Annotated in this window: 22 protein-coding genes and 2 pseudogenes; 4 read left to right on the top strand and 20 right to left on the bottom strand. The window is 39.9% G+C overall.

What is annotated here, in order from left to right:
- Positions 1-7: 7 nt before the first annotated feature.
- The 4 genes and pseudogenes from J576_RS11310 to J576_RS11295 form a co-directional block, all read right to left on the bottom strand.
- The gene (locus J576_RS11310; protein ID WP_025467857.1) at positions 8-430 is read right to left on the bottom strand and encodes a hypothetical protein; all 423 of its coding nucleotides are present in this window, start codon (positions 428-430) and stop codon (positions 8-10) included.
- Positions 384-794, bottom strand: a complete 411-nt coding sequence (locus J576_RS11305) for a hypothetical protein (RefSeq protein WP_025467856.1) — start codon at positions 792-794, stop codon at positions 384-386. The genes J576_RS11310 and J576_RS11305 overlap by 47 nt, the downstream gene beginning before the upstream one ends.
- Positions 795-802: 8 nt before the next feature.
- Positions 803-1,006, bottom strand: a pseudogene (locus tag J576_RS20590) (hypothetical protein); the annotation flags it as partial.
- Between the two features lie 50 nt (positions 1,007-1,056).
- On the bottom strand, positions 1,057-1,500 hold the full coding sequence (locus J576_RS11295) for a hypothetical protein (protein ID WP_002050541.1): 444 nt from the start codon (positions 1,498-1,500) through the stop codon (positions 1,057-1,059).
- Between the two features lie 36 nt (positions 1,501-1,536).
- On the opposite strand from J576_RS11295, the pseudogene J576_RS20330 reads away from it, so the two are divergent.
- Positions 1,537-1,903 (top strand): annotated as a pseudogene (locus J576_RS20330) (SDR family NAD(P)-dependent oxidoreductase); the annotation flags it as partial.
- 176 nt (positions 1,904-2,079) lie between these two features.
- Here J576_RS20330 and J576_RS11290 read toward each other — a convergent pair.
- From J576_RS11290 to J576_RS11265, 7 genes are all read right to left on the bottom strand, one after another.
- Positions 2,080-2,655 (bottom strand): DUF4126 domain-containing protein, encoded by a 576-nt coding sequence (locus tag J576_RS11290; RefSeq protein ID WP_002050515.1) that lies wholly within the window; start codon positions 2,653-2,655, stop codon positions 2,080-2,082.
- A gap of 122 nt (positions 2,656-2,777) precedes the next feature.
- The gene (locus J576_RS20325) at positions 2,778-2,912 is read right to left on the bottom strand and encodes a zinc ribbon-containing protein (protein ID WP_001983336.1); all 135 of its coding nucleotides are present in this window, start codon (positions 2,910-2,912) and stop codon (positions 2,778-2,780) included.
- A gap of 391 nt (positions 2,913-3,303) precedes the next feature.
- Positions 3,304-3,669 carry a DUF2569 domain-containing protein gene (locus tag J576_RS11285; RefSeq protein WP_228128192.1) on the bottom strand — a complete coding sequence of 122 codons (366 nt, stop codon included), beginning with the start codon at positions 3,667-3,669 and terminating at the stop codon, positions 3,304-3,306.
- Positions 3,670-3,888: 219 nt separating this feature from the next.
- The gene (gene acnD, locus J576_RS11280) at positions 3,889-6,495 is read right to left on the bottom strand and encodes a Fe/S-dependent 2-methylisocitrate dehydratase AcnD (protein ID WP_002050567.1); all 2,607 of its coding nucleotides are present in this window, start codon (positions 6,493-6,495) and stop codon (positions 3,889-3,891) included.
- A complete protein-coding gene (gene prpC, locus J576_RS11275; protein ID WP_002050577.1) occupies positions 6,495-7,652 on the bottom strand; it encodes a bifunctional 2-methylcitrate synthase/citrate synthase in 1,158 nt (385 codons plus the stop codon). Before prpC ends, acnD begins: the two co-directional genes overlap by 1 nt.
- 269 nt (positions 7,653-7,921) lie before the next feature.
- Positions 7,922-8,806 (bottom strand): methylisocitrate lyase, encoded by an 885-nt coding sequence (gene prpB / locus J576_RS11270; RefSeq protein WP_002050520.1) that lies wholly within the window; start codon positions 8,804-8,806, stop codon positions 7,922-7,924.
- Positions 8,799-9,509 carry a GntR family transcriptional regulator gene (locus J576_RS11265; protein ID WP_002050495.1) on the bottom strand — a complete coding sequence of 237 codons (711 nt, stop codon included), beginning with the start codon at positions 9,507-9,509 and terminating at the stop codon, positions 8,799-8,801. The genes prpB and J576_RS11265 overlap by 8 nt, the downstream gene beginning before the upstream one ends.
- A gap of 45 nt (positions 9,510-9,554) precedes the next feature.
- On the opposite strand from J576_RS11265, the gene J576_RS19765 reads away from it, so the two are divergent.
- Both J576_RS19765 and J576_RS11260 read left to right on the top strand, forming a co-directional pair.
- Entirely contained in the window at positions 9,555-9,689 is a 135-nt protein-coding gene (locus tag J576_RS19765) for a hypothetical protein (RefSeq protein WP_081400958.1), read from the top strand.
- Between the two features lie 335 nt (positions 9,690-10,024).
- The gene (locus J576_RS11260; RefSeq protein ID WP_002050546.1) at positions 10,025-11,239 is read left to right on the top strand and encodes an amino acid aminotransferase; all 1,215 of its coding nucleotides are present in this window, start codon (positions 10,025-10,027) and stop codon (positions 11,237-11,239) included.
- 49 nt (positions 11,240-11,288) lie between these two features.
- On the opposite strand, the gene dld is transcribed toward J576_RS11260, so the two are convergent.
- The 4 genes from dld to lldP all read right to left on the bottom strand — a co-directional run bounded on the left by dld (position 11,289) and on the right by lldP (position 17,028).
- On the bottom strand, positions 11,289-12,995 hold the full coding sequence (gene dld, locus J576_RS11255) for a D-lactate dehydrogenase (protein ID WP_002050574.1): 1,707 nt from the start codon (positions 12,993-12,995) through the stop codon (positions 11,289-11,291).
- A 451-nt stretch (positions 12,996-13,446) separates the two neighbouring features.
- Positions 13,447-14,592, bottom strand: coding sequence for an FMN-dependent L-lactate dehydrogenase LldD (lldD, locus tag J576_RS11250; protein WP_033855600.1), 1,146 nt, complete (start codon positions 14,590-14,592; stop codon positions 13,447-13,449).
- Positions 14,589-15,341, bottom strand: coding sequence for a transcriptional regulator LldR (gene lldR / locus J576_RS11245; protein WP_002050570.1), 753 nt, complete (start codon positions 15,339-15,341; stop codon positions 14,589-14,591). Before lldR ends, lldD begins: the two co-directional genes overlap by 4 nt.
- A 19-nt stretch (positions 15,342-15,360) precedes the next feature.
- On the bottom strand, positions 15,361-17,028 hold the full coding sequence (gene lldP, locus J576_RS11240; RefSeq protein WP_171062650.1) for an L-lactate permease: 1,668 nt from the start codon (positions 17,026-17,028) through the stop codon (positions 15,361-15,363).
- A 373-nt stretch (positions 17,029-17,401) separates the two neighbouring features.
- Here lldP and J576_RS11235 point away from each other — a divergent pair, with 373 nt between their 5' ends.
- Entirely contained in the window at positions 17,402-18,772 is a 1,371-nt protein-coding gene (locus tag J576_RS11235; protein ID WP_002050491.1) for a phosphohexomutase domain-containing protein, read from the top strand.
- Between the two features lie 45 nt (positions 18,773-18,817).
- On the opposite strand, the gene J576_RS11230 is transcribed toward J576_RS11235, so the two are convergent.
- From J576_RS11230 to galU, 5 genes are all read right to left on the bottom strand, one after another.
- On the bottom strand, positions 18,818-20,644 hold the full coding sequence (locus tag J576_RS11230; RefSeq protein ID WP_004883988.1) for an LTA synthase family protein: 1,827 nt from the start codon (positions 20,642-20,644) through the stop codon (positions 18,818-18,820).
- A 137-nt stretch (positions 20,645-20,781) separates the two neighbouring features.
- Entirely contained in the window at positions 20,782-21,801 is a 1,020-nt protein-coding gene (gene galE, locus J576_RS11225; RefSeq protein WP_002050475.1) for a UDP-glucose 4-epimerase GalE, read from the bottom strand.
- Positions 21,794-23,464 (bottom strand): glucose-6-phosphate isomerase, encoded by a 1,671-nt coding sequence (gene pgi, locus J576_RS11220; protein ID WP_002050506.1) that lies wholly within the window; start codon positions 23,462-23,464, stop codon positions 21,794-21,796. The genes galE and pgi overlap by 8 nt, the downstream gene beginning before the upstream one ends.
- Positions 23,461-24,723 carry a nucleotide sugar dehydrogenase gene (locus J576_RS11215; RefSeq protein ID WP_002050548.1) on the bottom strand — a complete coding sequence of 421 codons (1,263 nt, stop codon included), beginning with the start codon at positions 24,721-24,723 and terminating at the stop codon, positions 23,461-23,463. Before J576_RS11215 ends, pgi begins: the two co-directional genes overlap by 4 nt.
- A gap of 114 nt (positions 24,724-24,837) precedes the next feature.
- Positions 24,838-25,713, bottom strand: coding sequence for a UTP--glucose-1-phosphate uridylyltransferase GalU (galU, locus tag J576_RS11210; protein ID WP_002050531.1), 876 nt, complete (start codon positions 25,711-25,713; stop codon positions 24,838-24,840).
- Between the last annotated feature and the right edge of the window lie 19 nt (positions 25,714-25,732).

The raw sequence follows: 25,732 nt of genomic DNA, 5'->3' as shown, positions 1-25,732 counted from the left end.
ATATCTTTTATTCTTTAACTACAAATTCATAGGTCTTATCCAGCTCCCTATCACCACTAGCATAAAAACCTGCATATACATGAATCGTAAAAGTTCCCTTATATTTTGGAACTCCAGAAATTTTTAAATTGTTATAAGCATCCGCTTCATTTTCATCTATTGGGTTAATAGAGATATTCATATCACTAGGGAAATTGGTTGCAACTTCAAAAGAATATGGTATCACTCTACCACCTGATATGTTTAATTGCTGATTATATGCCTTACCTACATAGGCTACTGGAAGCCTTTCCGGCTCAATTGTATATTCGTGACCACACCCTGTCATAACCAACAATGGCACACCCAAAGTTACTAATTTAAGCTTCAGATTTTTAAACAAGTTATTTTTCTTCCCATACGATTGGAAATTTTTCTGATTTAGAGACATTACCAATCATTGCAGAGAAAATGGCTTGGCATTCTAAATTAATTTTTTTAACTGAACTGATATCTATAGGTTCACAGCTTCTATTATCATTATTTGAGCAGAATTCTACAGATACATCAATTTTGTTATTTTCAATCTTATCTATATAAGCATCCAACATTTGGTTGTTATTAGCAGTATTTTTGCAAACTATTTTTTTCGATGATGATTCTTTTACTTTATCCAAAACTTCATTGTTTTTAAAATTAATAGAAAAATTTAACTTTTCATTACTTTTCCTAGTATGTTCTATTGTGAAATTTGAAATTTTTTCACTACATCCACTTAAAAAAATTAGCCCTAATAGGTAAAGAAATTTTTTCATTTAAAACTCTATTGAAAATTGGATTTTCTTACAGCTTCTTTTGATATCAGAATATTATCTACCATAACTTTACTGCTTTGTAATAAGCCACCAAAAACTACTCTACAAGACATATTGCTAGTTAACAATTTTTCTAACTGGTTCCTATCAATACATACATTCATGGATTCATCTTCGGAAACTTTGAAGTACCCAGATGGTGTATATTTTCCTGTACATCCATAAAGGCTGAGCACAATTAAAAAATATTTATACATCCATTTTATTCAAAATTAGCATTCGTCAACTTTGCTTTATTTGATTGATAAGCATCATTTGAGTAATTTTTGCTTAATTCAATTCTGCATTCAGTATTAATTTTTGCTTTTTTAATATCGACTGAACAATCATCATTTTTACATATTTCGACATGTACCATATATTTATATAATTGATTATTAATTTCTTCTGAATCTAAGTCTACTCCACCTCTTACCATAAACTGATTTTCCAAACAATTTAGCTTAGAAATAGGAAATGCATTTTTCCCAGAAATTTCTTTTAAAGAAGAAGAGCTTGTAACAAAACCTTGGTATGTTTTTTCTCTACTATACATAGATTGAAAATATTTAAATTTTCCAAAATTAATATCGGTAGATTGAGAATCTATGTTTTTAGAAGTACAACCAAATAATAAAAATATCCATATACATGATAAAAATTTCATTTTACTTGAACCTTTTTTAATTCGGCTTGCAATATTTGCTCTGGTGATTTAGAAAAGAATCATGGCAGTATTTTATCAACAAACGGAATTTTGCTTTCGATGCAGTGGGCATCGACTTGGTTGCTAAAGAATATTCATCCTTAGCAACTACCGCTGCTGCTCAATACAAAACCACTAACTTACTGGCTCATAGTCTTGCTGACTCAAATGTTTATGTGGGCTAAGGATTGTAAATGGTTTTGCAGATGAAACACCTGAAGCTAAAGATAAAACTTATACGATCCATCCAGAAACGGTTGCGGAGCAGTTCTGGTACTTACATCAACATAAACAAGAAACTGTTTCTCTTTGTGGAGAGCCATTCAAACTGCTTAAATTATTTTTTATGAGAGAAGAAGCGTAATCAATTACGCTTCTTACAGTTTATTTTACATAAGGCCAAATGTCTGGGTCTATATAGCTCTCATCTATATGATAACCCTCTTTTTTCATATTATTTTCTTCAGTTTTACGGGCTTTTTTATTATTAGCAACTTCAGTTTCTTTTTTATGCTTATTAAAACTGATATTTACATACACTTATAGCGGGGTATGCACCTGTTTTTGCTTTTTATGGCGAATCCAACGCACCACCCAAATAACCGCAATCAGCACCACTATTGCCACAAGCGCAGGCACCAGCATAGCTGAAACCGAAAGTAAGATCGCTCCAATCCACTCACCTGTCGCAACGACAAAATTCCCTAAACCACCTGTGGTTGCAGTCGAAACACCACGTGCAGCAACTGTACTCATTTGCACCACACCAGCCGTGCCACCACCGACAATAATCGCTGCTGCCCAACTGGCAAACTGAGACATCTCCCCACTACTCACAGCCATCGTGGTGAGCGTACCCGCGATCATCGCCGCAGGGGTTGCGACTGTGTCTAAGGCGTTATCGACCCACGGAATATAGTAGGCTGCAATTTCACATACCGTTGCCACACTTAAAGCCAAACACACCGATGGCAGAGCTAACCACTCAAAACCTTTCGATGGCTCAAACCATCCCATCATGGTGGCAATGCTCATGACCAGTAGCGGCACAAACACCCGAAAACCGCAGGCAGCGCTCAGGCCCACACCAATACATAAACCCAATATTGTTTCCATAATGGTTTCCTTTTCATGCCCATCACGGGTCTTGTTATATAAGTCTTATTTTTAAACTAACAAAAAGCCCCATCGGGTGACAGGGCTTTTTGTTAAATGCGAACGCAAATATTATTTCATTCTTAACGTTTAAATTGCGTGCAGTAGCATTTCGTGCAAGGTGGTAAAGGGTCTGTGTTAATTTCTAAAAACACTCTATGTCCGCACTGAGCACAGAAATAGAAGCCTGTTCCGGGTTTTTCGCCAGCTGTTACCATGATTACATTCCTATAATCGTATATATATTAAACAGGAATATAACCCAGTTAGAGTGAATGTCAATTGTCCATTTCGCCCGATGATGATGGCATAAATGCAAAAAATGTTATTTGTACGATTTATCTTACACAGATTTAGGGATTTAGCGGATTGGCTGTCCCCTGCTTTTTTTCTAATATGAACTCATACAGGAACAGGATGTTCCGGAACATAAAACAACAATAATAGGTTCATGCATCAGGATCGTGAGATACGACAGGAGTCATATCTAGCAACCAAATACGAAAAAGCCCGACAGGATGTCGGGCTTTTTTTTATTTAAAACAATTATGATTTTGAAACCAAATTAAAATATAAAATTATTTCAATTAGAGTGGGTTTAAAAAATATTTATTTCTCTACAAAAGTTGCTTTTACTCTTTTAGAAAACAACATATATGGAATCCAAATCATTCCATAAAAGATACTTCTCATAAGCTCCTTTGAAGTATCGTTATCAAAAACTTCTTCATTAGGTAATATTAATTTTATTAATGATGCATCCACAAGAATAAGAATTATAATTAGAACGCAAAATGATATAAATAATTTTGGAAAAATAGAATGTTTTCTAAAGAATAAGTATAGCAAAATAAAGGAAATTAAGACTAAAAATATATTAACTGCTATTTCCCAAAAAAGATAATATTTCCAAAGTGGATGATAGTATGGAGAGTCAACTGAAGTTAATAAATTAAACACCCCTTCTGAAAACACAGGATAGTAATTCTGTTAACCAGTTACAATCAGCCTAATAGGAGAAATAATTAAGGCTATCCCAACTAAAGTTAACCAACCACCTAATCCTTTTAATTTATTAATCTCATTCATCTTAATTATTAAGTACTAAATATAAGTTTGATTTATATTATATTAATTTTATTTTTTCAACAAATAAGCCCCACTATTATGGGGCTTATTTAGTTATTTTAATGGCTAAGCCACTTGGCCTTCTAAAAAGTCTTGCGCAAAACGCTGTAATACACCGCCCGCTTCATATACAGAAACTTCTTCTTCTGTATCTAAACGGCAAGTCACAGGCACTTCAAGAATCTCTTCTTTACCATCTGCTGTGGCACGTTCAATCACTAAAGTTAAAGTCGAACGTGGCGCGATATTACCAATCACGCTATAAAGCTCAGTACCATCTAGCTTCAAAGTCTTACGGTTTACACCCGGTTTAAACTCAAGTGGTAACACGCCCATACCCACCAAGTTGGTACGGTGAATACGCTCAAAACCTTCTGCCACAATCGCTTCAACACCTGCAAGGCGTACACCTTTCGCAGCCCAGTCACGGCTTGAACCCTGACCGTAGTCAGCACCCGCGATAATAATTAACGGTTGCTTACGGTTCATGTAGGTTTCAATCGCTTCCCACATACGCATCACTTCGCCTTCTGGCTCTACACGCGCTTTTGAACCTTGCTTAATGGTACCGTCTGAACGAACCACCATTTCGTTATAGAGTTTCGGGTTGGCAAATGTTGCACGTTGTGCAGTCAAATGGTCACCACGGTGCGTTGCGTATGAGTTGAAGTCTTCTTCTGGTACGCCCATTTTGTGAAGATATTCACCCGCAGCCGAGTCCATCAAAATCGCATTTGAAGGCGACAAGTGGTCGGTGGTGATGTTGTCACCCAAAATCGCAAGCGGACGCATGTTCGCCAAAGTACGTGGTGCAGCCAACGCCCCTTCCCAATATGGTGGACGGCGGATGTATGTACTTTGCGGACGCCAGTCGTAAAGTGGGCTCTTCGCTTGTTCAACTTCGCCCAAGTCAAACATTGGAATGTAGACTTTACGGAACTGTTCAGGCTTCACGGCTTCTTTAACTAAGGCATCAATTTCATCGTCAGATGGCCAGATGTCTTTGAGGTAAATCGGGTTACCTTCTTTGTCATGACCTAACGCATCTTTTTCGATGTCAAAACGAATGGTACCCGCAATTGCATACGCCACAACAAGCGGTGGAGATGCCAAGAATGCTTGTTTTGCATAAGGATGGATACGACCATCGAAGTTACGGTTACCAGACAGTACTGCTGTTGCGTACAAGTCACGGTCAATAATTTCTTGTTGGATGACTGGATCTAATGCCCCCGACATACCGTTACACGTCGTACAAGCGTAAGCCACAATACCAAAACCAAGTTGTTCTAAGTCTTTTAGAACACCTGCTTCTTCAAGGTAAAGTGCAGCAGCTTTTGAACCCGGTGCAAATGATGATTTCACCCAAGGTTTACGAACTAAACCTAGCTCATTTGCTTTACGAGCCAACAAACCTGCCGCCACAGTGTTACGCGGGTTAGACGTATTGGTACATGAAGTAATTGCAGCAATAATGATTGCTCCATCTGGCATTAAGCCATCAGAACGGTTTTCAACAACACCCGCAATACCTTTTTCTTTTAAGTCCGCAGTTGAAACACGTGCATGTGGGTTTGATGGACCAGCAATGTTACGTGTGACTGTCGATAGATCAAAACGTAGTACACGTGGGTACTCTGCTTTGGACATGTCAGATGCCCAAAGGCCGATTTCTTTTGCGTACTGTTCAACCAATGCCACTTGAGTATCTTCACGACCTGTGAGGCGTAAGTAGTCGATTGTGTTTTGGTCGATGTAGAACATCGCAGCAGTAGCGCCATACTCTGGTGTCATGTTCGAAATGGTTGCACGGTCGCCTACAGACATGCTGTCAGCACCTTCACCAAAGAACTCAAGGTAAGCACCCACTACGCGCTCTTTACGCAAGAACTCTGTTAAAGCAAGTACGATATCTGTTGCAGTAATGCCTGCTTGACGCTGACCTACAAACTCAACACCAATAATGTCTGGCAGACGCATCCAAGATGCACGGCCTAACATTACGTTTTCAGCTTCTAAGCCACCCACGCCCACAGAAATTACGCCCAAAGCATCTGTATGTGGCGTGTGTGAGTCTGTACCTACACATGTGTCTGGGAATGCCACGCCATCACGCGCCTGAATGACCGGAGACATTTTCTCTAGGTTAATCTGGTGCATAATGCCGTTCCCCGCAGGGATCACATCGACATTTTTAAATGCAGTTTTGGTCCACTCAATAAAGTGGAAACGGTCTTCGTTACGACGGTCTTCAACAGCACGGTTTTTTGCAAAAGCGTCTGGGTCAGCACCACCATATTCCACCGCTAAAGAGTGGTCGACAATAAGCTGAGTCGGCACAACTGGGTTAACTTTAGATGGGTCACCGCCTTTGTCAGCAATCGCATCACGCAAACCTGCAAGGTCAACCAATGCAGTTTGACCCAAGATATCATGACACACCACGCGCGCAGGATACCAAGGAAAGTCCAAGTCCTGACGGCGTTCAATTAACTGCGTTAAATAAGCAGTTAAGTTCTCGGCATCGGCACGGCGTACCAATTGCTCTGCGAGTACTTTAGAGGTGTAAGGCAGTTTTTCGTATGCGCCTAGCTGAATATCTTCAACGGCTTGACGCACGTCGTAATATTCAAGCTGGGTGCCTGCCAGCGGTTTACGGTATTTTGTGTTCATTAACCACGCTCCGCCAATGGTTTGAATTTGAGGTTTTCAGGGCCTGTGTAGTTCGCGCTTGGACGAATGATTTTGCCGTCTTGGCGTTGTTCAATCACGTGCGCTGACCAACCTGCTGTACGTGCAATTACGAACAATGGTGTGAACATAGCAGTTGGAACACCCATTAAGTGATAGCTCACCGCACTGAACCAGTCGAGGTTCGGGAACATGTTTTTCACTTCTTTCATCACTGCTTCTAAACGCTCAGCGATGAGGTACATTTTGGTGTTCTCTTGTGCTTGTGCCAAGTCATGCGCAACTTTCTTAATGACTTCGTTACGTGGGTCAGAAACGGTATATACAGGGTGACCAAAACCAATCACGACTTCTTTATTTTCAACACGTTTACGAATGTCAGCTTCTGCTTCGTCTGCGTTGTCGTAACGTTGTTGAATCACGAATGCAACTTCGTTTGCACCACCGTGCTTAGGTCCACGAAGTGCACCAATACCGCCTGTAATTGCCGAGTACATGTCAGAACCTGTACCTGCAACCACGCGTGACGTAAATGTAGATGCGTTGAACTCGTGCTCAGCATACAAAATAAGAGATGTATGCATTGCTTGAATCCATTCTTCAGATGGTTTTTCGCCATGAAGTAAATGTAAGAAATGCGCTGCAATTGAGTCGTCATCAGTTTCAACTTCAATGCGACGACCGTTATTGCTGAAGTGGTACCAATAAAGCAGCATTGAACCTAAGCTTGCCATTAATTTATCGGCAATGTCTTTTGCGCCAGCTTCATTATGGTCTTCGTGTTCTGGAGTTAAACAACCTAGCACTGAAACACCTGTACGCATCACATCCATTGGGTGTGCAGACGGTGGTAATTGCTCAAGTGCAGTTTTAAGTGCTGCTGGTAAGCCACGGAGTGCTTTTAATTTTGCTTTATACGCTTTGAGTTCAGCTTTGTTTGGTAATTTGCCGTGTACGAGCAAGTGAGCAACTTCTTCAAACTGGCTACCCGCTGCAAGGTCAAGAATGTCATAGCCACGATAGTGCAAGTCGTTACCGCTACGTCCTACGGTACATAGTGCTGTGTTGCCTGCAACTTGTCCGCTAAGTGCAACTGATTTTTTTGGTTTGAAGCCTGTTGTTGTTTCATTTGAGCTCATAAGATTGTCCTTTCCTATCTATCTGAATTTATTTATTAAGCACGACGGAGTCGTACCATTTTCACTTGTTATTTCAGGATTAACCTTCGGTTCGACCTACTTTTCTTTCGGGAAAAGTAGGCAAAACCATTGTCATCTGCAAAACTCGTCCACAACCATCGAATATCCTATCTATCGCAGAACCATTTTTAAAAAATGTAGTCCTGTCTCAAACAGTTGCAGATGACGCCTCCGAGTATCAGATTCCAATTAATCAACTTTTTAATTTATTACTTCTTTTTAGCAAATGCGTTGTCTAAGTAGTCTTCAAACGCGTAGTAATTAATGCGTTCATATAACTCTTTACGCGTTTGCATAATATCAACCACATTCTTTTGCGTGCCTTCTTTGCGCAAGGTTTCATACACAGTTTCGGCTGCCTTGTTCATTGCACGGAAAGCAGAAAGTGGATAAAGCGCAAGGCTTACATCGGCAGATGCTAACTCTTCAGTAGTAAACAGTGGTGTAGAACCAAACTCGGTAATATTTGCCAAAATTGGTGCGCCAGTCTTCTGAGCAAATTGCTTGTACATATCAAGCTCGGTAATTGCTTCAGGGAACAACATGTCTGCACCCGCTTCAATGTAGGCACCCGCACGGTCAATTGCCGCTTGTAAGCCTTCAACCGCTAACGCATCGGTACGCGCCATAATCACGAAGCTGTCATCACCACGCGCATCAACCGCTGCTTTAATACGGTCAACCATTTCTTCTTGAGTCACAATGGCTTTGTTCGGACGGTGACCACAACGTTTTGCACCCACTTGATCTTCAATGTGCATTGCCGCAGCACCAAACTTAATGAGTGCTTTTGTAGTACGGGCAATGTTAAATGCAGAAGCACCAAAACCTGTGTCGGCATCAACCAATAATGGAAGATCACATACATCGGTAATACGGCGTACGTCGGTCAACACATCATCAAGGTTACTAATTCCCAAATCAGGTAAACCTAAAGAACCAGCGGCTACACCACCACCTGATAAGTAAATCGCTTTATAACCTGCACGTTTTGCCAAAAGTGCATGATTGGCGTTAATGGTTCCAACCACTTGTAATGGCTTTTCTTGGGCTACTGCATCGCGAAATAGCTGACCTGCGGATTGTTTAGCCATTGTTATGTTCTCCTTGTGCTTGTAGCAGTGTTTGCTCAATAATTTTGTAAGAAGCATTGATATGTCGATGCATGAGCAGCTCGGCAAGTTCTCCATCGCCTTCTGCAATTGCATCTAAAATACGGATGTGTTCGTCCCAAGCTTTGCTCGGTCGATCGGGTGTGTTTGAAAATTGAATTCGGTACATACGGATGAGGTGATAAAGCTCATCACATAGCATTTTTTCTAAGGTTTTATTGCCACTACTTTTGATAATGCAGTAGTGAAAATCGTCCTGTCCTTCTTGCAAGTAATATCCCTTACCTGCTTTAAAGTTTTCATCTTCGGCATGCATACGCAAAACATCACGTAGCGCCAAAATTTGCTTTTTATCAATATGCTGTGCCGCAAGTTTGCAAGCCAAACCTTCTAAAGAAGCTCGAATTTGGTAAAGCTCTTTGAACTGTTGCAGTGAGAGCGAAACCACGCGCGCGCCCACATGTGCAGTTCGCTCAACCAAACGCTGCCCTTCAAGGCGATGAATCGCTTCACGCAAAGGCCCACGGCTAATGCCATAAGTGCGTGCCAGTTCAGGTTCAGAAATTTTGCTACCTGCCGGGATTTGACCCAAAACAATCGCCGTCTGTATTTGCTTAAATACATGCTCGGTCAGTGTTCTTCCCTGACTTTGTAATGGCTCTGGTGCGTAGGTCAAATCTTGCATATTGTCGACAATTTTTAATCAATTATGAGTTTTATAGCTGTATGAATGAAAAAAATCAAGGTGATTGTTGACACTTTACAGAACGCATCAGGTCAATTTTTATCGTTTGACCTGTTACTTCACCTTATATTTATAGCATTACACCACTTGCTAATTAGTATTTATAAAACAGTTATTTAATATTATTTTACCTATAAATTTATGGCACTTTTTTAGTTGCTTTTCGACCTCTAATCTTTTGTTTCAAACTTTAGTCTACAACCAATGTATTACAGCAAGATTGTAGACAATCTGCTTGAATGAAAGCATGAGTTATAAATTAGTATCTATTTACCGTAATTTCTTTTAAAACTTTTTATTATTTTCAGCCAGAAAATATCGATATTAGTGAAATTATCAGGTGCTTCACGGTAGCTTTATTGATACATTATTGAACATCGACATAGTTGTGGCGTATTTTTCGAGACAGAAAAAACCCAGCACTATGCATATTGTTGAATGAAAGGACTTTTTTGATGTTTCAACATATCCCCCCATACGCAGGCGATCCAATTCTCTCTTTAATGGAACAGTTCAATGCTGATACTCGTTCTGAAAAAGTAAACTTGAGTATTGGTCTTTATTATAACGAAGACAGTATTGTTCCTCAGTTAGAGACCATTATCGAGGCGCAAAAGCGTATTGAGCCTAAAAACGGTAAAACCAAACTTTATTTGCCAATGGAAGGCTTCAAACCTTACCGTGAAGCAATTCAAGCCCTTTTATTTGGTGCAAACAGCCCAGCAGTTAAAGCTGGCCGTGCTGTAACCATCCAAACACTTGGTGGTTCAGGTGCATTGAAAGTTGGTGCGGATTTCTTAAAAACTTATTTCCCAAATTCAGATGTTTGGGTAAGCCAACCAACTTGGGATAACCACGTTGCGATTTTCAATGGCGCTGGCATCAAAACTCATTTCTACCCATATTTCGACAACGAAACACGTGGTGTAGATTTTGACGGTATGTTGTCTACACTTAAAACTTTGCCTGAGCAAAGCATTGTGTTGTTGCACCCATGCTGCCACAACCCAACGGGTGCTGACTTAAACCCAGCACAGTGGGATCAAGTGATTGCAGTATTAAAAGACCGTAACCTTATTCCATTCCTAGACATCGCTTACCAAGGTTTTGGTGACGGTATGGAAGAAGATGCGTATGCAATCCGTGCTTTAGACCAAGCGGGTCTAAACTTCATTGTGAGCAACTCGTTCTCTAAAATCTTCTCTTTATATGGCGAGCGTGTTGGCGGCTTAACTTTCGTATGTGACGATGCAGAAGCTGCTCAGTGCACATTCGGTCAGTTAAAAGCGACTGTACGTCGTATTTACTCAAGCCCTCCTACAACAGGTGCTTGGTTAGTTGATGAAGTGTTAAATGACGCTGAACTTAACCAACAATGGCAAGGTGAAGTGAAAGAGATGCGTGAGCGTATTATTAAAATGCGTAGCATCTTGAAAGATGAACTTACTAAAGCATTACCAGACCGTGACTTTAGCTACCTTGTAAACCAAAAAGGTATGTTCAGCTACACAGGTCTAACTGCTGAACAAGTTGATATCTTACGTGAAGAATATGCAATCTACTTAGTACGTAGTGGCCGTATTTGTGTAGCAGGCTTAAACATGAAAAATGTTTACACTGTTGCTAGAGCGATGGCTGAAGTACTTGCTAAATCAGTAGAAGCAGCATAAGACACCTACTAAAAAAGGCGCTTCGGCGCCTTTTTTTTATGTATCGATATTAAGATTTAGCTTTGCCCCAATATTTCAGTTTTGAGGTATGCCCAATCCCTACATTAAAACTATTGGTTGGGTCGAGTTTTTGATAGAAATTGGCCAATGCAGGTTTGGCAATGTAAAGATGCCCAACATTATGCTCTGCTGGATATTCAGCACGGCGCGCATCGAGTAACTTCCACATTTGATGTTCCATTTCTAAAGGGTCATGGCCCTTTTTAAGAATATAGTCCTGATGGAATACATGACAAAAGAAATGCCCATAATAGAGTTTATGGAGAATTTTATTTTCCATCTCGGCTGGCAGTTGCTCTACCCATTCGCGGTCATTACGACGTAACGCAATATCAAGCGCGACAATATCTTCAACTGCACTACGGTGTGTATCACGATAACGAATTGCCGCCCCTGCAATCGCAAAACGGTGTAAGAATGCCTTTCGTCCTTCCTCTTCACTACATACGAAATAGCTACCTGACTGGTGCACAGCAAAATATTCTTTTAAAAATTGCTCGGTCTGTGCTTTTGAATTATTTTCGACACGCAGCACTAAATGGTGCTCATAACGGTCTCGATATTCAGTCATACGCTTCGGTAAATGACTCGGTAAAAAGAAGGTAATCGCCTGTAAAATATGATCCGTTAAGCCCTTAATTTTAAATCGTTCTAAGAACCCATCGACTTTATCTTTCATCGCGAAGGCTTTTGGAACATTGGCTGTACCAAATTTCTCAATAAATAAGAATGTGTCTTTTCCGTACTTTTCACCAATCAAATAAGCATCTCGGTGAATATATTCACCTGCAATCGGCAAGCTTGGTAGTGAGGTCAGTAAGTAACGACGAATGGCAGTTAAATCATCGGCATCATTCGTACCAATATAAAAGACATTACTCTCTACTTTTTCATAAGTATCAAGGCGCACTGCAAATACACAGACTTTACCTGCCGAACCCGAAGCCTCAAACAAACGTGACGGATCTGCATTAAAACGTGCAGGCGTATCTTCATCGACTTGAGTCACATCATGGGCATAACGATGGTCCGATGCCTGTTTTTCGCTATCATCTAAAATATCTACGGCTTGGTATTGCTGCTTCTCTAAACGAGTTAAAATTTCTTCAGGAGTCGAGCCTAAATTCACCCCTAAATGATTAACCAGTTCTAATTGACCAGCAGCATTGACCTGAGCATATAACGCCAGTTCCGTATATGCAGGACCACGGCGTACCAAGGCACCGCCCGAGTTATTACACACACCGCCAAGTACCGATGCACCAATACAGGATGAACCAATTACTGAATGCGGTTCACGGTCATAACCTTTTAAAATTTGCTCTAAATTATCTAAGGTCGCGCCGGGCAAACAAATCACTTGCTTACCATCATGAATAACTTGAATCCCCTTTAATCGGCGCGTACTCATGACCAACACAGGACGATCATAATCATCACCATATGGGGTTGAACCACCAGTAAGCCCTGTATTGGCCGCCTGCATAATAACAATACAGTCTGCCTCAATAGCAGCTTGAAGCACCTGCCATTGCTCTAGCAATGTGCCCGGCACCACTACAGCAAGCACTTTCCCCTCACCAAAACGACGACCTTGGCGGTACTGACGCGTGCTTTGATCATCGGTCAAAACATGCGAACGCCCTACAATGTTTTGTAAACGTTCGATCACTGCTTGAGGAGAAAATATTTGCATGATGGTTTCCTTTTGGTCATCCCTACCACATAGTTTTTTAAAAATCAGAAAAGCTCAAGGGAGTTTTTCCATTTAGAACTAATATTTAAAGTAGCTAATTCCATTACTTTTGTTTTGGCAAAAGTAATCAAAACCATTGTCACTTACAGAACCTATTCGCTGTATCCATTTTTCAATTTACATTGTAAAAACAAAACTTTGCTCATACCACGCAGGCTGTAAGTGACGCTTAGCACTAGCAGCTAATCTCTAGGTGTTAGATTTAATTCAAATTGGCTACGCGTTGGCGGCAGGGACGCCGCCGTTTCGATGCGGTAGCAAGGACGTACCGTCATCGAAACAAAGGTTTTTGGTTACTTTTTTAAAAAAGTAACGTCAATTAGCTATTTATATTGAACTTTTCCCGATAAGACTCCGTCGTGCCAATATCATCAAAGTTAATACGAAAATATTAGAGCTTCATCGCCTGTACTAAACAATCCGCATTAATATCCGAAATCGATTTAGCACCCGTTAAGGTCATCGCAACACGCATTTCCTTATCAATCAAATCAAGCAAGTTCGACACCCCTTGCCCACCTGCTGCTGCCAAGGCATACACAAAGGCACGGCCAAGTAACACTGTATCGGCACCGAGCGCCAACATACGCACCACATCTAAACCATTACGAATGCCTGAGTCAGCCAAAATTGCTAAGTCACCTTTCACGGCATCAGCAATTGCAGGCAATGCACGAGCAGAAGACATCACACCATCTAACTGACGACCGCCGTGATTCGACACCACAATACCATCAGCACCAAAACGCACGGCATCTTTAGCATCTTCAGGATCTAAAATACCCTTAATCACCATTGGGCCATCCCAAAATTCACGAATCCACTCAAGGTCTTTCCATGAAATGGATGGGTCAAAGTTAGACCCCACCCAGCCGATATAGTCTTCAAGCCCAGTCGGTTTGCCTAAATATTTAGAGATATTGCCCAAGTCATGCGGACGCCCCATTAAGCCGACATTCCACGACCAATGTGGATGGAACATTGACTGCATATAACGACGCATCGCAGCATTTGGTCCACTCATTCCCGAATGGGCATCACGGTAACGCGCCCCTGGCACAGGCATATCTACAGTAAACACCAGTGTTGAACAGCCTGCCGCTTTTGCACGTTCCAAGGCATTCCGCATAAAACCACGGTCGCGTAATACATAAAGCTGGAACCACATCGGGCGGTTAATTGCAGGTGCAACTTCTTCAATCGGACATACCGAAACCGTTGAAAGCGTAAATGGAATGCCTTTTTTATCGGCTGCCATCGCTGCCTGCACTTCACCACGGCGCGCATACATGCCTGTTAAACCTACAGGTGCCAAAGCAACCGGCATCGACAATGTTTCATTAAACAGTTTTGTCTCTAAACTTAACGCTGACATGTCATTGAGCACACGTTGACGCAATGCAATTTCTGACAAATCTTGTACGTTACGCTTTAAGGTATATTCCGAATACGCTCCACCATCAATGTAGTGAAATAAAAATGGAGGTAAGCGACGTTGTGCCGCAGCACGGTAATCATTGCCAGAAGAAATAATCATTTTGAATCAACTCTATTTAAACGGTTCGCACGTTTCTGACGAGCTTCGTCTTCATTCAGAGAACGTACATGATTAATCACAAATTCAATATGACCGCAAACAGCTTGGCGTGCGGCCTCGGGATCTTTACGATCAATAGCATCCATCACCTGAAAATGCTGCTCGCTGAGCAAGTCACCATTGACAGGGTCGTTATAAACTTTTTTACGTCCCAACAAGACGTTGTATTGCAACAAATCAAATAGACTACGCATCATTTGAATCAGCACCACATTGTGAGATGCTTCAGCAATTGCTAAATGAAATTCAGCGTCTGCGACTGCCGCCTGTGCTGAGTCACCTGCATTTTGATGTCGACTAATTTCATTAAAATAATGATGAATTTTGGCTCGATCTTCGGGCGTTGAACGTAATGCGGCATACCATGCCGTGCCACCTTCAAGTAATAACCGCGCCTCTTGCACATCAAAACGGTACAGCGGATCTTCTTCAATCAAGTTGCTAATCGGGTTCACAATCAGTTGCTGTGGCCACTGTTCAGGTAACTGCTGAATATAAGTCCCATCGCCACGGCGGCTACTGAGCACCCCTTGACTATTAAGCTGCTGAATGGCTTCACGCAAAGACGGACGAGAAACCCCTAAGCTAGTTGCAAGCTGGCGCTCAGCAGGCAAACGGTCACCTTTTTTCATGTGACGCTCTTCAATTAATGCCTGCAATTTCATGACCACTTGATCGGAGATTCTCATCGCGTTTCCTTCACTGGAGTTATGGAATCATCCACGGCACCAGATAAGCCTGAACCGTAATAATGATGCCAACAAAGACAGTGAATATGATGCTATGTTTTACAGTGAAACGGAACAAGTCAGACTCTTTTCCAACTAAGCCTACCGCTGCACAAGCGATAGCAATCGACTGTGGAGAAATCATCTTACCCGTTACACCACCGCTGGTATTAGCAGCGACCAATAACACTTCCGGAATACCAATTTGCTGCGCTGTAGTTGCCTGTAATGCCGAGAACAAAGCGTTTGAAGAGGTATCTGAACCAGTAAGGAACACACCAAGCCAACCCAAAAATGGCGAAAAGAAAGTAAACGCATGACCCGTATGCGATAGAGCCAAAGCCAAAGTTGCAGATAAACCTGAATAGTTCGCAATAAAAGCAAATGCCAACACCATACCAATCGAGTAAATCGGTGTTTTTAACTCATTAAGCGTTTCACCAAAGGTCGTTACAGCTTCACTTGCTTTCATTTTTAAGAAAATAGCAGTGATGATTGCGGCAATAAAAATTGCAGTACCTGTTGCAGAGAACCAGTCAAACTTATAAATCGCTTCGTATGGTTTCATCTCTGCCACAATTGGCGGCATTTTTTCGACCAATTTATGCAAATACGGCACTTCAAGTTTAAAAATCCAATGTTCAAGAGCGCCATCTTTTGCAAATAATGCCTTAAATGGCTTAATACTCCAGATGGTGACCATCACCGTTAAGATGGCAAATGGAGACCATGCCTTCACAATTTTGCCAATGCTATAACATTGAACCGTAGTAGGTTGTTGAGTTAAAGTTTGACCCGCCTCAGGTTCAAAACGGAAAATATGTTTTGGTTTCCAGAAACGGAACAACACAGTCAGGCTGACCAATGAAGCAATTGCTGCGGTAATGTCTGGTAACTCAGGACCAATGAAGTTAGATGTAAGATATTGGGCAATCGCAAACGAACCACCACCAACCAACACTGCAGGCCAAGTTTCCTTAACACCACGCCAGCCATCCATAATCGCCATAATCCAGAACAGCACAATCAGCGTTAAGAATGGCAACTGACGACCTACCATCTGGCTAATTTCCATGGTATCTACGCCTGACACCTGCCCCGCCACAATAATTGGAATACCCATTGCACCGAACGCAACTGGTGCTGTATTTACAATCAAACATAAACCAGCAGCATAAAGTGGTTTAAAGCCTAAACCGACAAGTAGTGCAGCGGTTATTGCAACAGGAGCACCAAAGCCTGCCGCCCCCTCAAGGAAAGTACCAAATGCAAAACCAACGAGTAACATTTGCAGGCGCTGGTCTTCAGTAATCGACAAAATACTTGAACGGATAACTTCAAACTGGCCTGTTTTTACCGAAATCTTGTATAGAAAAACTGCCCCGATAATGATCCATGAAATTGGCCATAGACCATAGAAGAAACCGTAGATAATAGACGCAAAGGCCATTTGACCCGGCATTTGATAGAAAAATAGCGCAATCAGTAATGCAATAATAACTGTGCCCGTACCCGCGATACTGCCTTTTAAACGAAAAACAGCCAATGCCAAAAAGAAGAAAATAATCGGGATTAACGCAACCGCACTAGACAGCCAAATATTATTTAAAGGGTCATAAAGTTGTTGCCACATATTGAGCATTGTCATCTCCTTGAAATGCCGGGGCGAATTTTTTTACCTTAAATTTTTAAACATTCAACACAATTGGTATGACCAATTAAAATTTAAGTGCAAATGTTATTCCTTAAACCGCAGATCGCATCATAAACACAGATATTGGTGAGATCAACAATTAAATAATCACTATAATTGGTATGACCAATAGTATTAAGTAAAATCAAGTAATTTCTAATTTATAAATTTATTTATTAGACTAAAGTCGTAAAAATACTTTCTTATAAACTTAAATATGAACTACAGAAATGGAATGAAAAATTTGAATATAAAACTATAAACATATCTGATTCATGATCTATGTATAATGTGCACACAACTCAAACCACATGTATTGAATTGAATAATGACTACTTTAACGTGTTTTAAAGCTTATGATATCCGAGGCAAGCTCGGCACCGAATTGAATGAAGAAATCGCCTATAAAATTGGCCGCGCTTACGGACAAATCTATAAACCAAAGACTGTGGTTGTAGGATGTGATATTCGTCTAAGCAGTGAAGCCTTAAAACAAGCGACCATCCGCGGGTTAAATGATGCGGGAGTGGACGTTCTTGATTTGGGCATGACGGGGACTGAAGAAGTTTACTTTGCCGCTTTCCATCTCGATGTACAAGGTGGTATAGAAGTTACTGCAAGTCATAATCCAATGGACTATAACGGTATGAAATTGGTTCGCGAAAATGCTCGTCCAATTAGTGCTGATACTGGTTTAAAAGAAATTCAGGCTTTAGCAGAAACAAATAACTTTGAAGAAGTTAGCCAAAAAGGTACAACGCAAAGCTATAACATTTTGCCTGAGTTCGTTGATCACTTAATTACTTATATTGAACCTGCAAAAATCCGTTCATTAAAGTTAGTGGTAAACGCGGGGAATGGTGCAGCTGGTCATGTAATTGATGCCATTGAAGAAAAATTTAAAGCGCTTAATGTACCGGTTGAATTTATTAAAATTCATCATGAAGCAGATGGTACTTTCCCAAATGGCATTCCTAACCCAATTTTAATTGAAAACCGTGACAGTACCCGAAATGCTGTTCTTGAGCATAAAGCAGATATGGGTATTGCATGGGACGGCGACTTTGACCGCTGTTTCTTGTTCGATGAAAAAGGGCAATTCATTGAGGGCTACTATATTGTTGGTCTATTGGCTCAAGCTTTCTTGATTAAACAGTCAGGCGAAAAAATTGTGCATGACCCACGTTTAGTGTGGAACACATTTGATATCGTCGACGAGTATAAAGGTGTTGCTGTACAGTCAAAATCTGGTCACGCGTTCATTAAAGACGTTATGCGTGAACACAATGCTGTATATGGCGGCGAAATGAGTGCTCATCATTATTTCCGTGACTTTGCTTACTGTGACAGCGGTATGATTCCATGGTTACTTACGGTTGCCCTGCTTTCTGAAACAGGGCAATCACTTTCAACACTCGTTGAAAATATGATTACCAAGTTTCCTTGTAGTGGTGAAATCAACTTTAAAGTAACTGATACACAAATCACTATTCAAAAGATTTTTGATTTCTATGCTGCTCAAAACCCGGAAATTGATCGTACCGATGGTGTAAGCCTCGACTTTGGTGCATGGCGTTTTAATGTCCGCGCATCAAACACTGAGCCTCTACTACGTCTCAACATTGAAAGCCGTGCAGACCGTCAAGCTCAGCCAATGCAGCATTATGTAGATGAATTGACTGGATTAATTCAGTCTTAATTTTCAAAACATAAAAAAGGATGGCTTATTGCCATCCTTTTTTTACTAATTCTTCAATAGTTGATAAGTATGATTTTTGCCATCTAGCACATCATAATTTAGACTTTTATACTGTTCTAACAGCGCCTTTTGATCGACCTCACAGTTTTCCCCAGGCAACAGAAACTTTTGATGAACTGCGTTATAGCATTGTGAAACTTGCTGAATAAATTGATAATAATTTGAGAGCGGTATACCCGACATTTGCAGTAACTTCGGTGCTACAAAACTCGCAGCAACGTACGGCTGCTTAAACGCTTTTTTACTAAGCTTGTAGTTGCTCCACACTGCAAAAGGTGTTTGATAATTTTTTAAATTTTTCCGCTCGGGATCATCTTTAAAGAAATTATAATTATCATAAACTCCTTGCAGATTTGGTAAATGATCACCAAACACCAACAAAATTGTTGGTCGATCTACTGTTTTTAAAAACTGCTTTAACTCAAGCAATTTTTGATTGGCACGTATAGTACCTGCTGTATAAGTACTCAATTTCCGCCGATCAATTTCCGATAAATTCTGACTAAACTTAAAGTCTTGTTTACCATAACGCTCATCATTATACATCGGGTGATTTTCCACCGTGATTGCATAAATAAATTTTGGCTGTTCAGGGTTTTGCTGTAAAGTGTCTTGAAGAGACTTAAAAATTAAATCGTCCGTTGCCCAACCACCTGCATTAATAAGTTGTTCTTGATCTTTTTTTGCAGCCATATTCTCCAGTGAAATAAATTTTTGAAAACCCAAATTTGGATAAACCGTGTTACGATTGTAGTAGTCGCCATAATTATTATGCATAGCAACAGTTTGATAACCCAAACTAGTTAAATAAAATGGCAAGGAATAAACTGGTTTTTTCAACTTAGATACATACAACACTTCATTTGGGTAAAAAGCAGTATTTAAGCTGGTCAATACTTCAAATTCGACATTGGCTGTCCCCCCTCCAAATGAGGGCGATAATAAATGTGTAACCTGGTTTTTATCAAAAAAGGGGGCAATATCTTGAGGTAACTTGGGATCTAGCAGCCGAGAATCCCAATACGATTCTTCCATCACTACTACAATATTTGGATACTGCTTTAATTTGCTTGATTGCACAACTTCTGTTGGCTTGCTATATTGTCGCATTATTTGTTGAATGGTCTGTTCAGACACCTTTCGGCTAGGTAACAAAACACTGGTGACATTATCTAGCAGTTTAGAAACATAAAACGTTGTAAAACCATATTCTTGAATATTTCGATAATCACCAATCCAGTTATTTCGGGTATTTGGAAAAGAATTTAAGTATATACAAAAAATTGGTTTATTTTCGCTAGTACATATACCAGTCGGATTTTTAAGAAAATTTATATAGATCAAACTACAACACAATAGACTAAAAATGATAATGTTGGGTACATATGTATGAAATGTCGCTTTACTTTCTTTACGTATAGCAATCAGCAATACCACCATGAAAACCACCATGAGGAAAAAAAAGACCAATTGCAATAACCATGGGGATGCTTTCATGGCTTCAGGAACCAAGAAAATATCTTCTGGACTTAAATTGCTAAATAAATACTGCTGTTTCTTTTGATTAATAAAATTGAGAAAAATAACAATAAGTTGGCTGAGGGCTAATGCTGCATACTTCCGCCCGAATAAAATAAAAAACAGTTGAATCACTGTGTAATTAAAAAGCAAAGAGAAGCATGCTCGGTATATACTAAAATAAGTATAAAATTTACTTAAGCTCAGCTGCATATCCCATGCAACATATATACCTATGCTGGTGGAGAAAAAAGCAATAAAAATAAATAACAGTTGTTGGCGCAGAAAAACCATGACGACAAAAAGAGGCAAACAGGATTGTGGCGAATACTAGCATGAAAGTAATCACTACTACTGTAGCCTCTTTTTAGAAAAGAGCTTATCCGCGCATGAAAGCCCATATCTATTTGATATTTAGAAAAATTAAATAATCAATTTTTATATCCCTCTGGATTCTGTTTTTGCCATTTCCAGCTGTCTTGCAACATATCTTCTAAGTCATATTGAGGCTGCCAGCCTAGCTCAGCAACAGCACGGGCATTATCTGCAAATGAAGTCGCTACATCACCTGCTCGGCGTGGTGCGAATTCGAAAGCAACGGATACGCCATTGACCTGTTCAAAAGTATTTTTAACCTGTAATACTGATGAGCCATTACCCGTTCCAATATTCCATGCACGGCAACCTGTTGCTTGTAATCGATTATTTAGAGCACATAGATGTGCATTGGCTAAGTCAACGACATGAATATAATCACGCACCCCAGTACCATCTACTGTGTCATAGTCATTACCATAAATGGATAATTTTTCACGGCGGCCAACAGCAACCTGTGTAACGTAAGGCATTAAATTATTTGGAATACCTTGTGGATCTTCGCCAATACGTCCACTTTTATGTGCACCTACCGGGTTAAAATAACGAAGTAAAGCAATCGACCATTTAGAATTAGAAACAGACAGTTTTTGTAATAATTGCTCAACAATCAATTTGGTATAACCATAATTATTACTTGGCATACCTGTTGGCATTTCTTCATTTAAAGGTGACGTATTCGCTTCATCATATACTGTTGCAGATGAACTAAACACAAGTGTATAAACACTTGCTTTTTCCATTGACTTAACCAGTTGGATACTACCTGCAATATTATTATCAAAATAAATAAGGGGTTTTTCCTGGCTTTCACCAACCGCTTTTAGACCTGCAAAATGAATAACTGCATCAATTGTATGATTTTGAAATACCTGATCAAGCTCATCTGCATTACGAATATCACCCTCTACAAAAGTTAAACTTTTTTGAGTGAGTTCTTGAACTCTATTTAAAGACTCTTCTGAACTATTTGAAAGATTGTCATAAACAATAACCTCATGACCAGCATTCAAAAGCTCTACACAGGTATGTGAACCAATATAGCCAGCACCGCCAGTAACCAGAATTTTAGCCATCTATTTTTCCTAATAAAATTTTAATTAATCCACGCGTTGAAGCATCGAGTGTTGAAAGATCGTTTTGAACACCATTTAAAATCGGGAGTAACTGGTCAGCAATCTGCTTACCTTTTTCCACTCCCCACTGATCAAAGGGATTAATGTTCCAGATTACAGACTGAACAAATACTTTATGCTCATATAAAGCAATCAACATCCCTAAACTATAAGGATTAAGCTCTTTTAAAAGTAATGTTGAACTTGGCTGGTTTCCTTCATATTGCTTATAAATAGGCAAACTCTCCAGTTCTTTTGTATCTAGAGCTTCGTTACCAAAAGCCAATAAACGTGATTGTGCTAAACAGTTTGAAAGAGCAAGATGATGTTGCTCAACTAATGCTTCAGCATTTTCTACATAAGTAAAATGATCTGAATTGTAACGTTGTATAGGAGCAATAAAATCACAACTTACGGCCTGAGTTCCTTGATGGAGTAACTGATAAAAGGCATGTTGAGCATTTGGACCAACCTCACCCCATACAATCGGACAAGTATCTAATTCAACTTTTTGGCCATCACGTTGTACTGACTTACCATTAGACTCCATTTCAAGCTGCTGCAAATAAGCAGCGAAATACTTTAATCTTCCGTCATAAGGTAATACCGCATGGGTTTGGATATTTAAAAAATTATTATTCCAGACGCCTAATAATGCCATAAGCACAGGTATATTCTGCTCAAAACTTGTATTTTGGAAATGCTCATCAACAGCATGGGCACCAGCTAAAAGCTGTTGGAAACCTTCAACCCCAACTGACAATGCGATAGGTAACCCAATACACGACCAAAGGGAATAACGTCCACCAACCCAATCCCAAAGTAATAATTGATTTTCAGGAGCAATCCCCCACTCTGACATTTTTTCAGCTTTTGTTGAAACACCAATGAAATGGCTTTTTACTACTCGTTCGTGCTTTCCTAATGCTTTTTCAAGCCACTGTCGAACTGTTTGAGCATTTGATAAGGTATCAATAGTACCAAACGACTTCGAAGAAATAATAAATAAAGTTGTTTCTGGACGCAGTTGATGAAGCAATTCCGATAACTGGCTACCATCCATTGTTGATACGAAATGAACATTGAGTGGTTTAGCTGTTTTTACTTTAAAATCCGATAATGCATGGGTCACCATTTGAGGCCCTAAATCAGACCCCCCTACCCCAATATTAACGACATCTTGAATAACTTCACCTGTGGCACCACGGTATTGTCCAGCATGGATTTTTTCAACCAACGCATACATACGCTGCAATTGGTTATGGACCTTTTCAGTCAATTCCGGAAATTTAGAATATTCTAATGGTAAACGTAGAGCCCAATGCATTGCAGCACGCTGTTCGGTACAGTTGACTTTATCTTGAGAAAATAATCGTTCAATCCAGTGAGTCAATTGTTTAGTTTTTGCTAAAGCGACCAATTGCTCTAACACACTTTTAGTCACACGGTGCTTACTATAATCAAAAACCAGCTGATCGAACTTTACAGAATATTGCTGAAATCGATCAGACTCTGATGCAAATAATTCTTTTATATGTAAATTTGAATTTTTCTCAACCAAAGAATGAAGCTGTGCGATAGGGGAAACTAGCTCTTTGGGAAACTTCTCGATAGATTTACTCATAATCGACCTACTCCTTCATAAGCAAAACCTTTAGATTTCACATATGCTGGATCATAAATATTACGCCCATCCAAAATAACAGGATGCTGCATCAATTGTTGTAACCATTTAAAGTCAGGACTCCAATACTGCTTCCATGCCGTGACTAAGCATAAAGCATGTGCTCCTTGTGCTGCTTCATATTGATCAGCGCATAAGATTAGGTCTTCTCGGCTGCCATATAAAGCTGCAATTTCATCAAGAGCTTGCGGATCATGTAACCGTACTTTTACACCTTGGGCCCATAAAGCAGCCAATAAGATATGAATAGGTGAGTTATGTGTACTTGGGGTGTTCTCTTTAAATGAAGCCCCCCAAATTGCAACCGTTTTTCCACTCAAGTCACAATGATAATAATTCCACAACTTACGGAATAAAATTTCTTTTTGTTGTTCATTAATAGCCCAAACTTGTTCTAAAAGACGACTTTTCACACCCGTTTCGGAAACAGTACTAGAAAGTGTTAAAATATCATGTGAAAAATTTTCACCCCCAAACCCAACACCTGCCGACAAGTAGGCTGCACCAATACGTGTGTCAGCAGCAATACCATGCTTTACATTCGCAATATCTATACCCAACTTCTCAGCAACTAGAGCAAGGTCATTCATATAACTAATTCTAGTTGCTAACATGCCTGAAATGCTGAGCTTAGTAAATTCGGCATCTAAAATCGGCATGAATAAATATTGATAGCTAAAACGGAAGAATGGACGCAATAACTCTTGCATTATGTCTTGAGCATAGCTTGATTCAACACCAACAATGACATGTTTTACATTGAGTACACTATTAATTGCATTACCCTCCTGAATCACGTCAGGGAAATAGACCCACTCGTCTTTAGGTAAATGTTGCTTTAATTTTTCTGTACCATGTAAACCAAAAGTTGAGCCATTAACCATTAACCTCGGATGAACAATTGGACGTTCACTTAACTTCTCAACCGTTTTTAAGGCAAGTTCTATTTGTGTTGGGCTAAAACAAAATAAATAAACTTCAATATCTAAAGGAATTTGAGAAAAAGGACTTTCTGTTAAAAAACCCGCCTTTCTTTGTTTATTTAAATAATGATTAACTTCTTGATCTTGATATGAAAGTACAGATATATTTTCTTCACAGGTGACACTTGTACACCAATAGATCTGATTACCATATTCAGCTAGTAACGCTGCCATTACACCAGCGTGCAAGGTGGTTCCAAATACCGCGATTTTCATTGTACACCTGATTTTAATATTATATAGAATTCTCTTCCCATTATGGGAAGAGAATATGTTGAACAGCTCAAATATTCATTATTTTTTACAAATACTTAAGTTGAGCTACAAAATTTATAATTTAAGTTCTTGAATCAACTGTTTAAAATCATTGCCTAATTTAGGATGTTCTATGCCATAGTGAAGTACGGCTTTTAAATAACCAAGCTTACTACCACAGTCAAAGGTTTGTCCCTGCATACGATAGGCTTCCACTACATCAGTTTGTTGCAGCATCGCAATTGCATCTGTTAACTGAATTTCATTACCCGCACCCTTCGGTGTATTTTCGAGTAATTGCATAATTTTTGCAGGCAAAACATAACGACCAACAACAGATAAATTGGACGGTGCAGAACCCACTGCAGGTTTTTCAATAATGCCCTGCATAGCGATGCTTTCGCCTTCATTTGGACTTTGTGCAACATCAACAATACCGTATTGATCTACTAAGTGATTAGGAACTGCTTCTACCATAATTTGTGCCGCCTGACATTCATTATAACGAGAAATCATACGCGACAAATCATTCTGCCCTGAGCTATCTTTCACCAATACATCTGGTAATAACACAGCAAAATCATCTTGCCCTACTACACTTTTCGCACATAAAACCGCATGCCCTAAACCTAAAGGTTGAGGTTGTCTTACGCTTACCACACTCACATGAGCAGGAACGATTTGGGTAATCTCTGCAAGTAAATCAAATTTTTTCTTTTGCTCTAGAGTAGTCTCCAACTCAAAGTTCCGATCAAAATAGTTTTCAATCGATGCTTTTGAAGAGTGAGTTACCAAAATAATTTGTTCAACTCCAGCTTCCACCGCTTCACGGACGACATATTCAATGGCTGGGCGGTCAACTACCGTAACCATTTCTTTTGGGATTGACTTACTTGCGGGTAAAAAACGTGTACCTAAACCAGCTACTGGTAAAACTGCTTTTTTGATCATAAGAAATATTTCAAGATAT

Origin of the sequence: Acinetobacter sp. 766875 (assembly GCF_000582055.1) — a bacterium.
Lineage (GTDB): Bacteria > Pseudomonadota > Gammaproteobacteria > Pseudomonadales > Moraxellaceae > Acinetobacter > Acinetobacter nosocomialis.
Note: the sequence above shows the minus strand (reverse complement) of the source record. Positions and strands in the feature narration are given on the sequence as shown.

Coding starts and splice junctions, on each gene's coding strand:
- J576_RS11290 (WP_002050515.1), bottom strand. CDS start 2,655: ATGGAAACAATATTGGGTTTATGTATTGGTGTGGGCCTGAGCGCTGCC.
- J576_RS11215 (WP_002050548.1), bottom strand. CDS start 24,723: ATGAAAATCGCGGTATTTGGAACCACCTTGCACGCTGGTGTAATGGCA.
- galU (WP_002050531.1), bottom strand. CDS start 25,713: ATGATCAAAAAAGCAGTTTTACCAGTAGCTGGTTTAGGTACACGTTTT.
- lldP (WP_171062650.1), bottom strand. CDS start 17,028: ATGACAATGCTCAATATGTGGCAACAACTTTATGACCCTTTAAATAAT.
- dld (WP_002050574.1), bottom strand. CDS start 12,995: ATGCAAATATTTTCTCCTCAAGCAGTGATCGAACGTTTACAAAACATT.
- prpC (WP_002050577.1), bottom strand. CDS start 7,652: ATGAGCTCAAATGAAACAACAACAGGCTTCAAACCAAAAAAATCAGTT.
- J576_RS11265 (WP_002050495.1), bottom strand. CDS start 9,509: ATGCAAGATTTGACCTACGCACCAGAGCCATTACAAAGTCAGGGAAGA.
- galE (WP_002050475.1), bottom strand. CDS start 21,801: ATGGCTAAAATTCTGGTTACTGGCGGTGCTGGCTATATTGGTTCACAT.
- J576_RS11230 (WP_004883988.1), bottom strand. CDS start 20,644: ATGGTTTTTCTGCGCCAACAACTGTTATTTATTTTTATTGCTTTTTTC.
- J576_RS11260 (WP_002050546.1), top strand. CDS start 10,025: ATGTTTCAACATATCCCCCCATACGCAGGCGATCCAATTCTCTCTTTA.
- prpB (WP_002050520.1), bottom strand. CDS start 8,806: ATGGCTAAACAATCCGCAGGTCAGCTATTTCGCGATGCAGTAGCCCAA.
- J576_RS19765 (WP_081400958.1), top strand. CDS start 9,555: ATGAAAAAAATCAAGGTGATTGTTGACACTTTACAGAACGCATCAGGT.
- pgi (WP_002050506.1), bottom strand. CDS start 23,464: ATGAGTAAATCTATCGAGAAGTTTCCCAAAGAGCTAGTTTCCCCTATC.
- J576_RS20325 (WP_001983336.1), bottom strand. CDS start 2,912: ATGGTAACAGCTGGCGAAAAACCCGGAACAGGCTTCTATTTCTGTGCT.
- J576_RS11310 (WP_025467857.1), bottom strand. CDS start 430: ATGTCTCTAAATCAGAAAAATTTCCAATCGTATGGGAAGAAAAATAAC.
- lldR (WP_002050570.1), bottom strand. CDS start 15,341: ATGAGAATCTCCGATCAAGTGGTCATGAAATTGCAGGCATTAATTGAA.
- J576_RS11235 (WP_002050491.1), top strand. CDS start 17,402: ATGACTACTTTAACGTGTTTTAAAGCTTATGATATCCGAGGCAAGCTC.
- acnD (WP_002050567.1), bottom strand. CDS start 6,495: ATGAACACAAAATACCGTAAACCGCTGGCAGGCACCCAGCTTGAATAT.
- J576_RS11295 (WP_002050541.1), bottom strand. CDS start 1,500: ATGAAATTTTTATCATGTATATGGATATTTTTATTATTTGGTTGTACT.
- lldD (WP_033855600.1), bottom strand. CDS start 14,592: ATGATTATTTCTTCTGGCAATGATTACCGTGCTGCGGCACAACGTCGC.
- J576_RS11305 (WP_025467856.1), bottom strand. CDS start 794: ATGAAAAAATTTCTTTACCTATTAGGGCTAATTTTTTTAAGTGGATGT.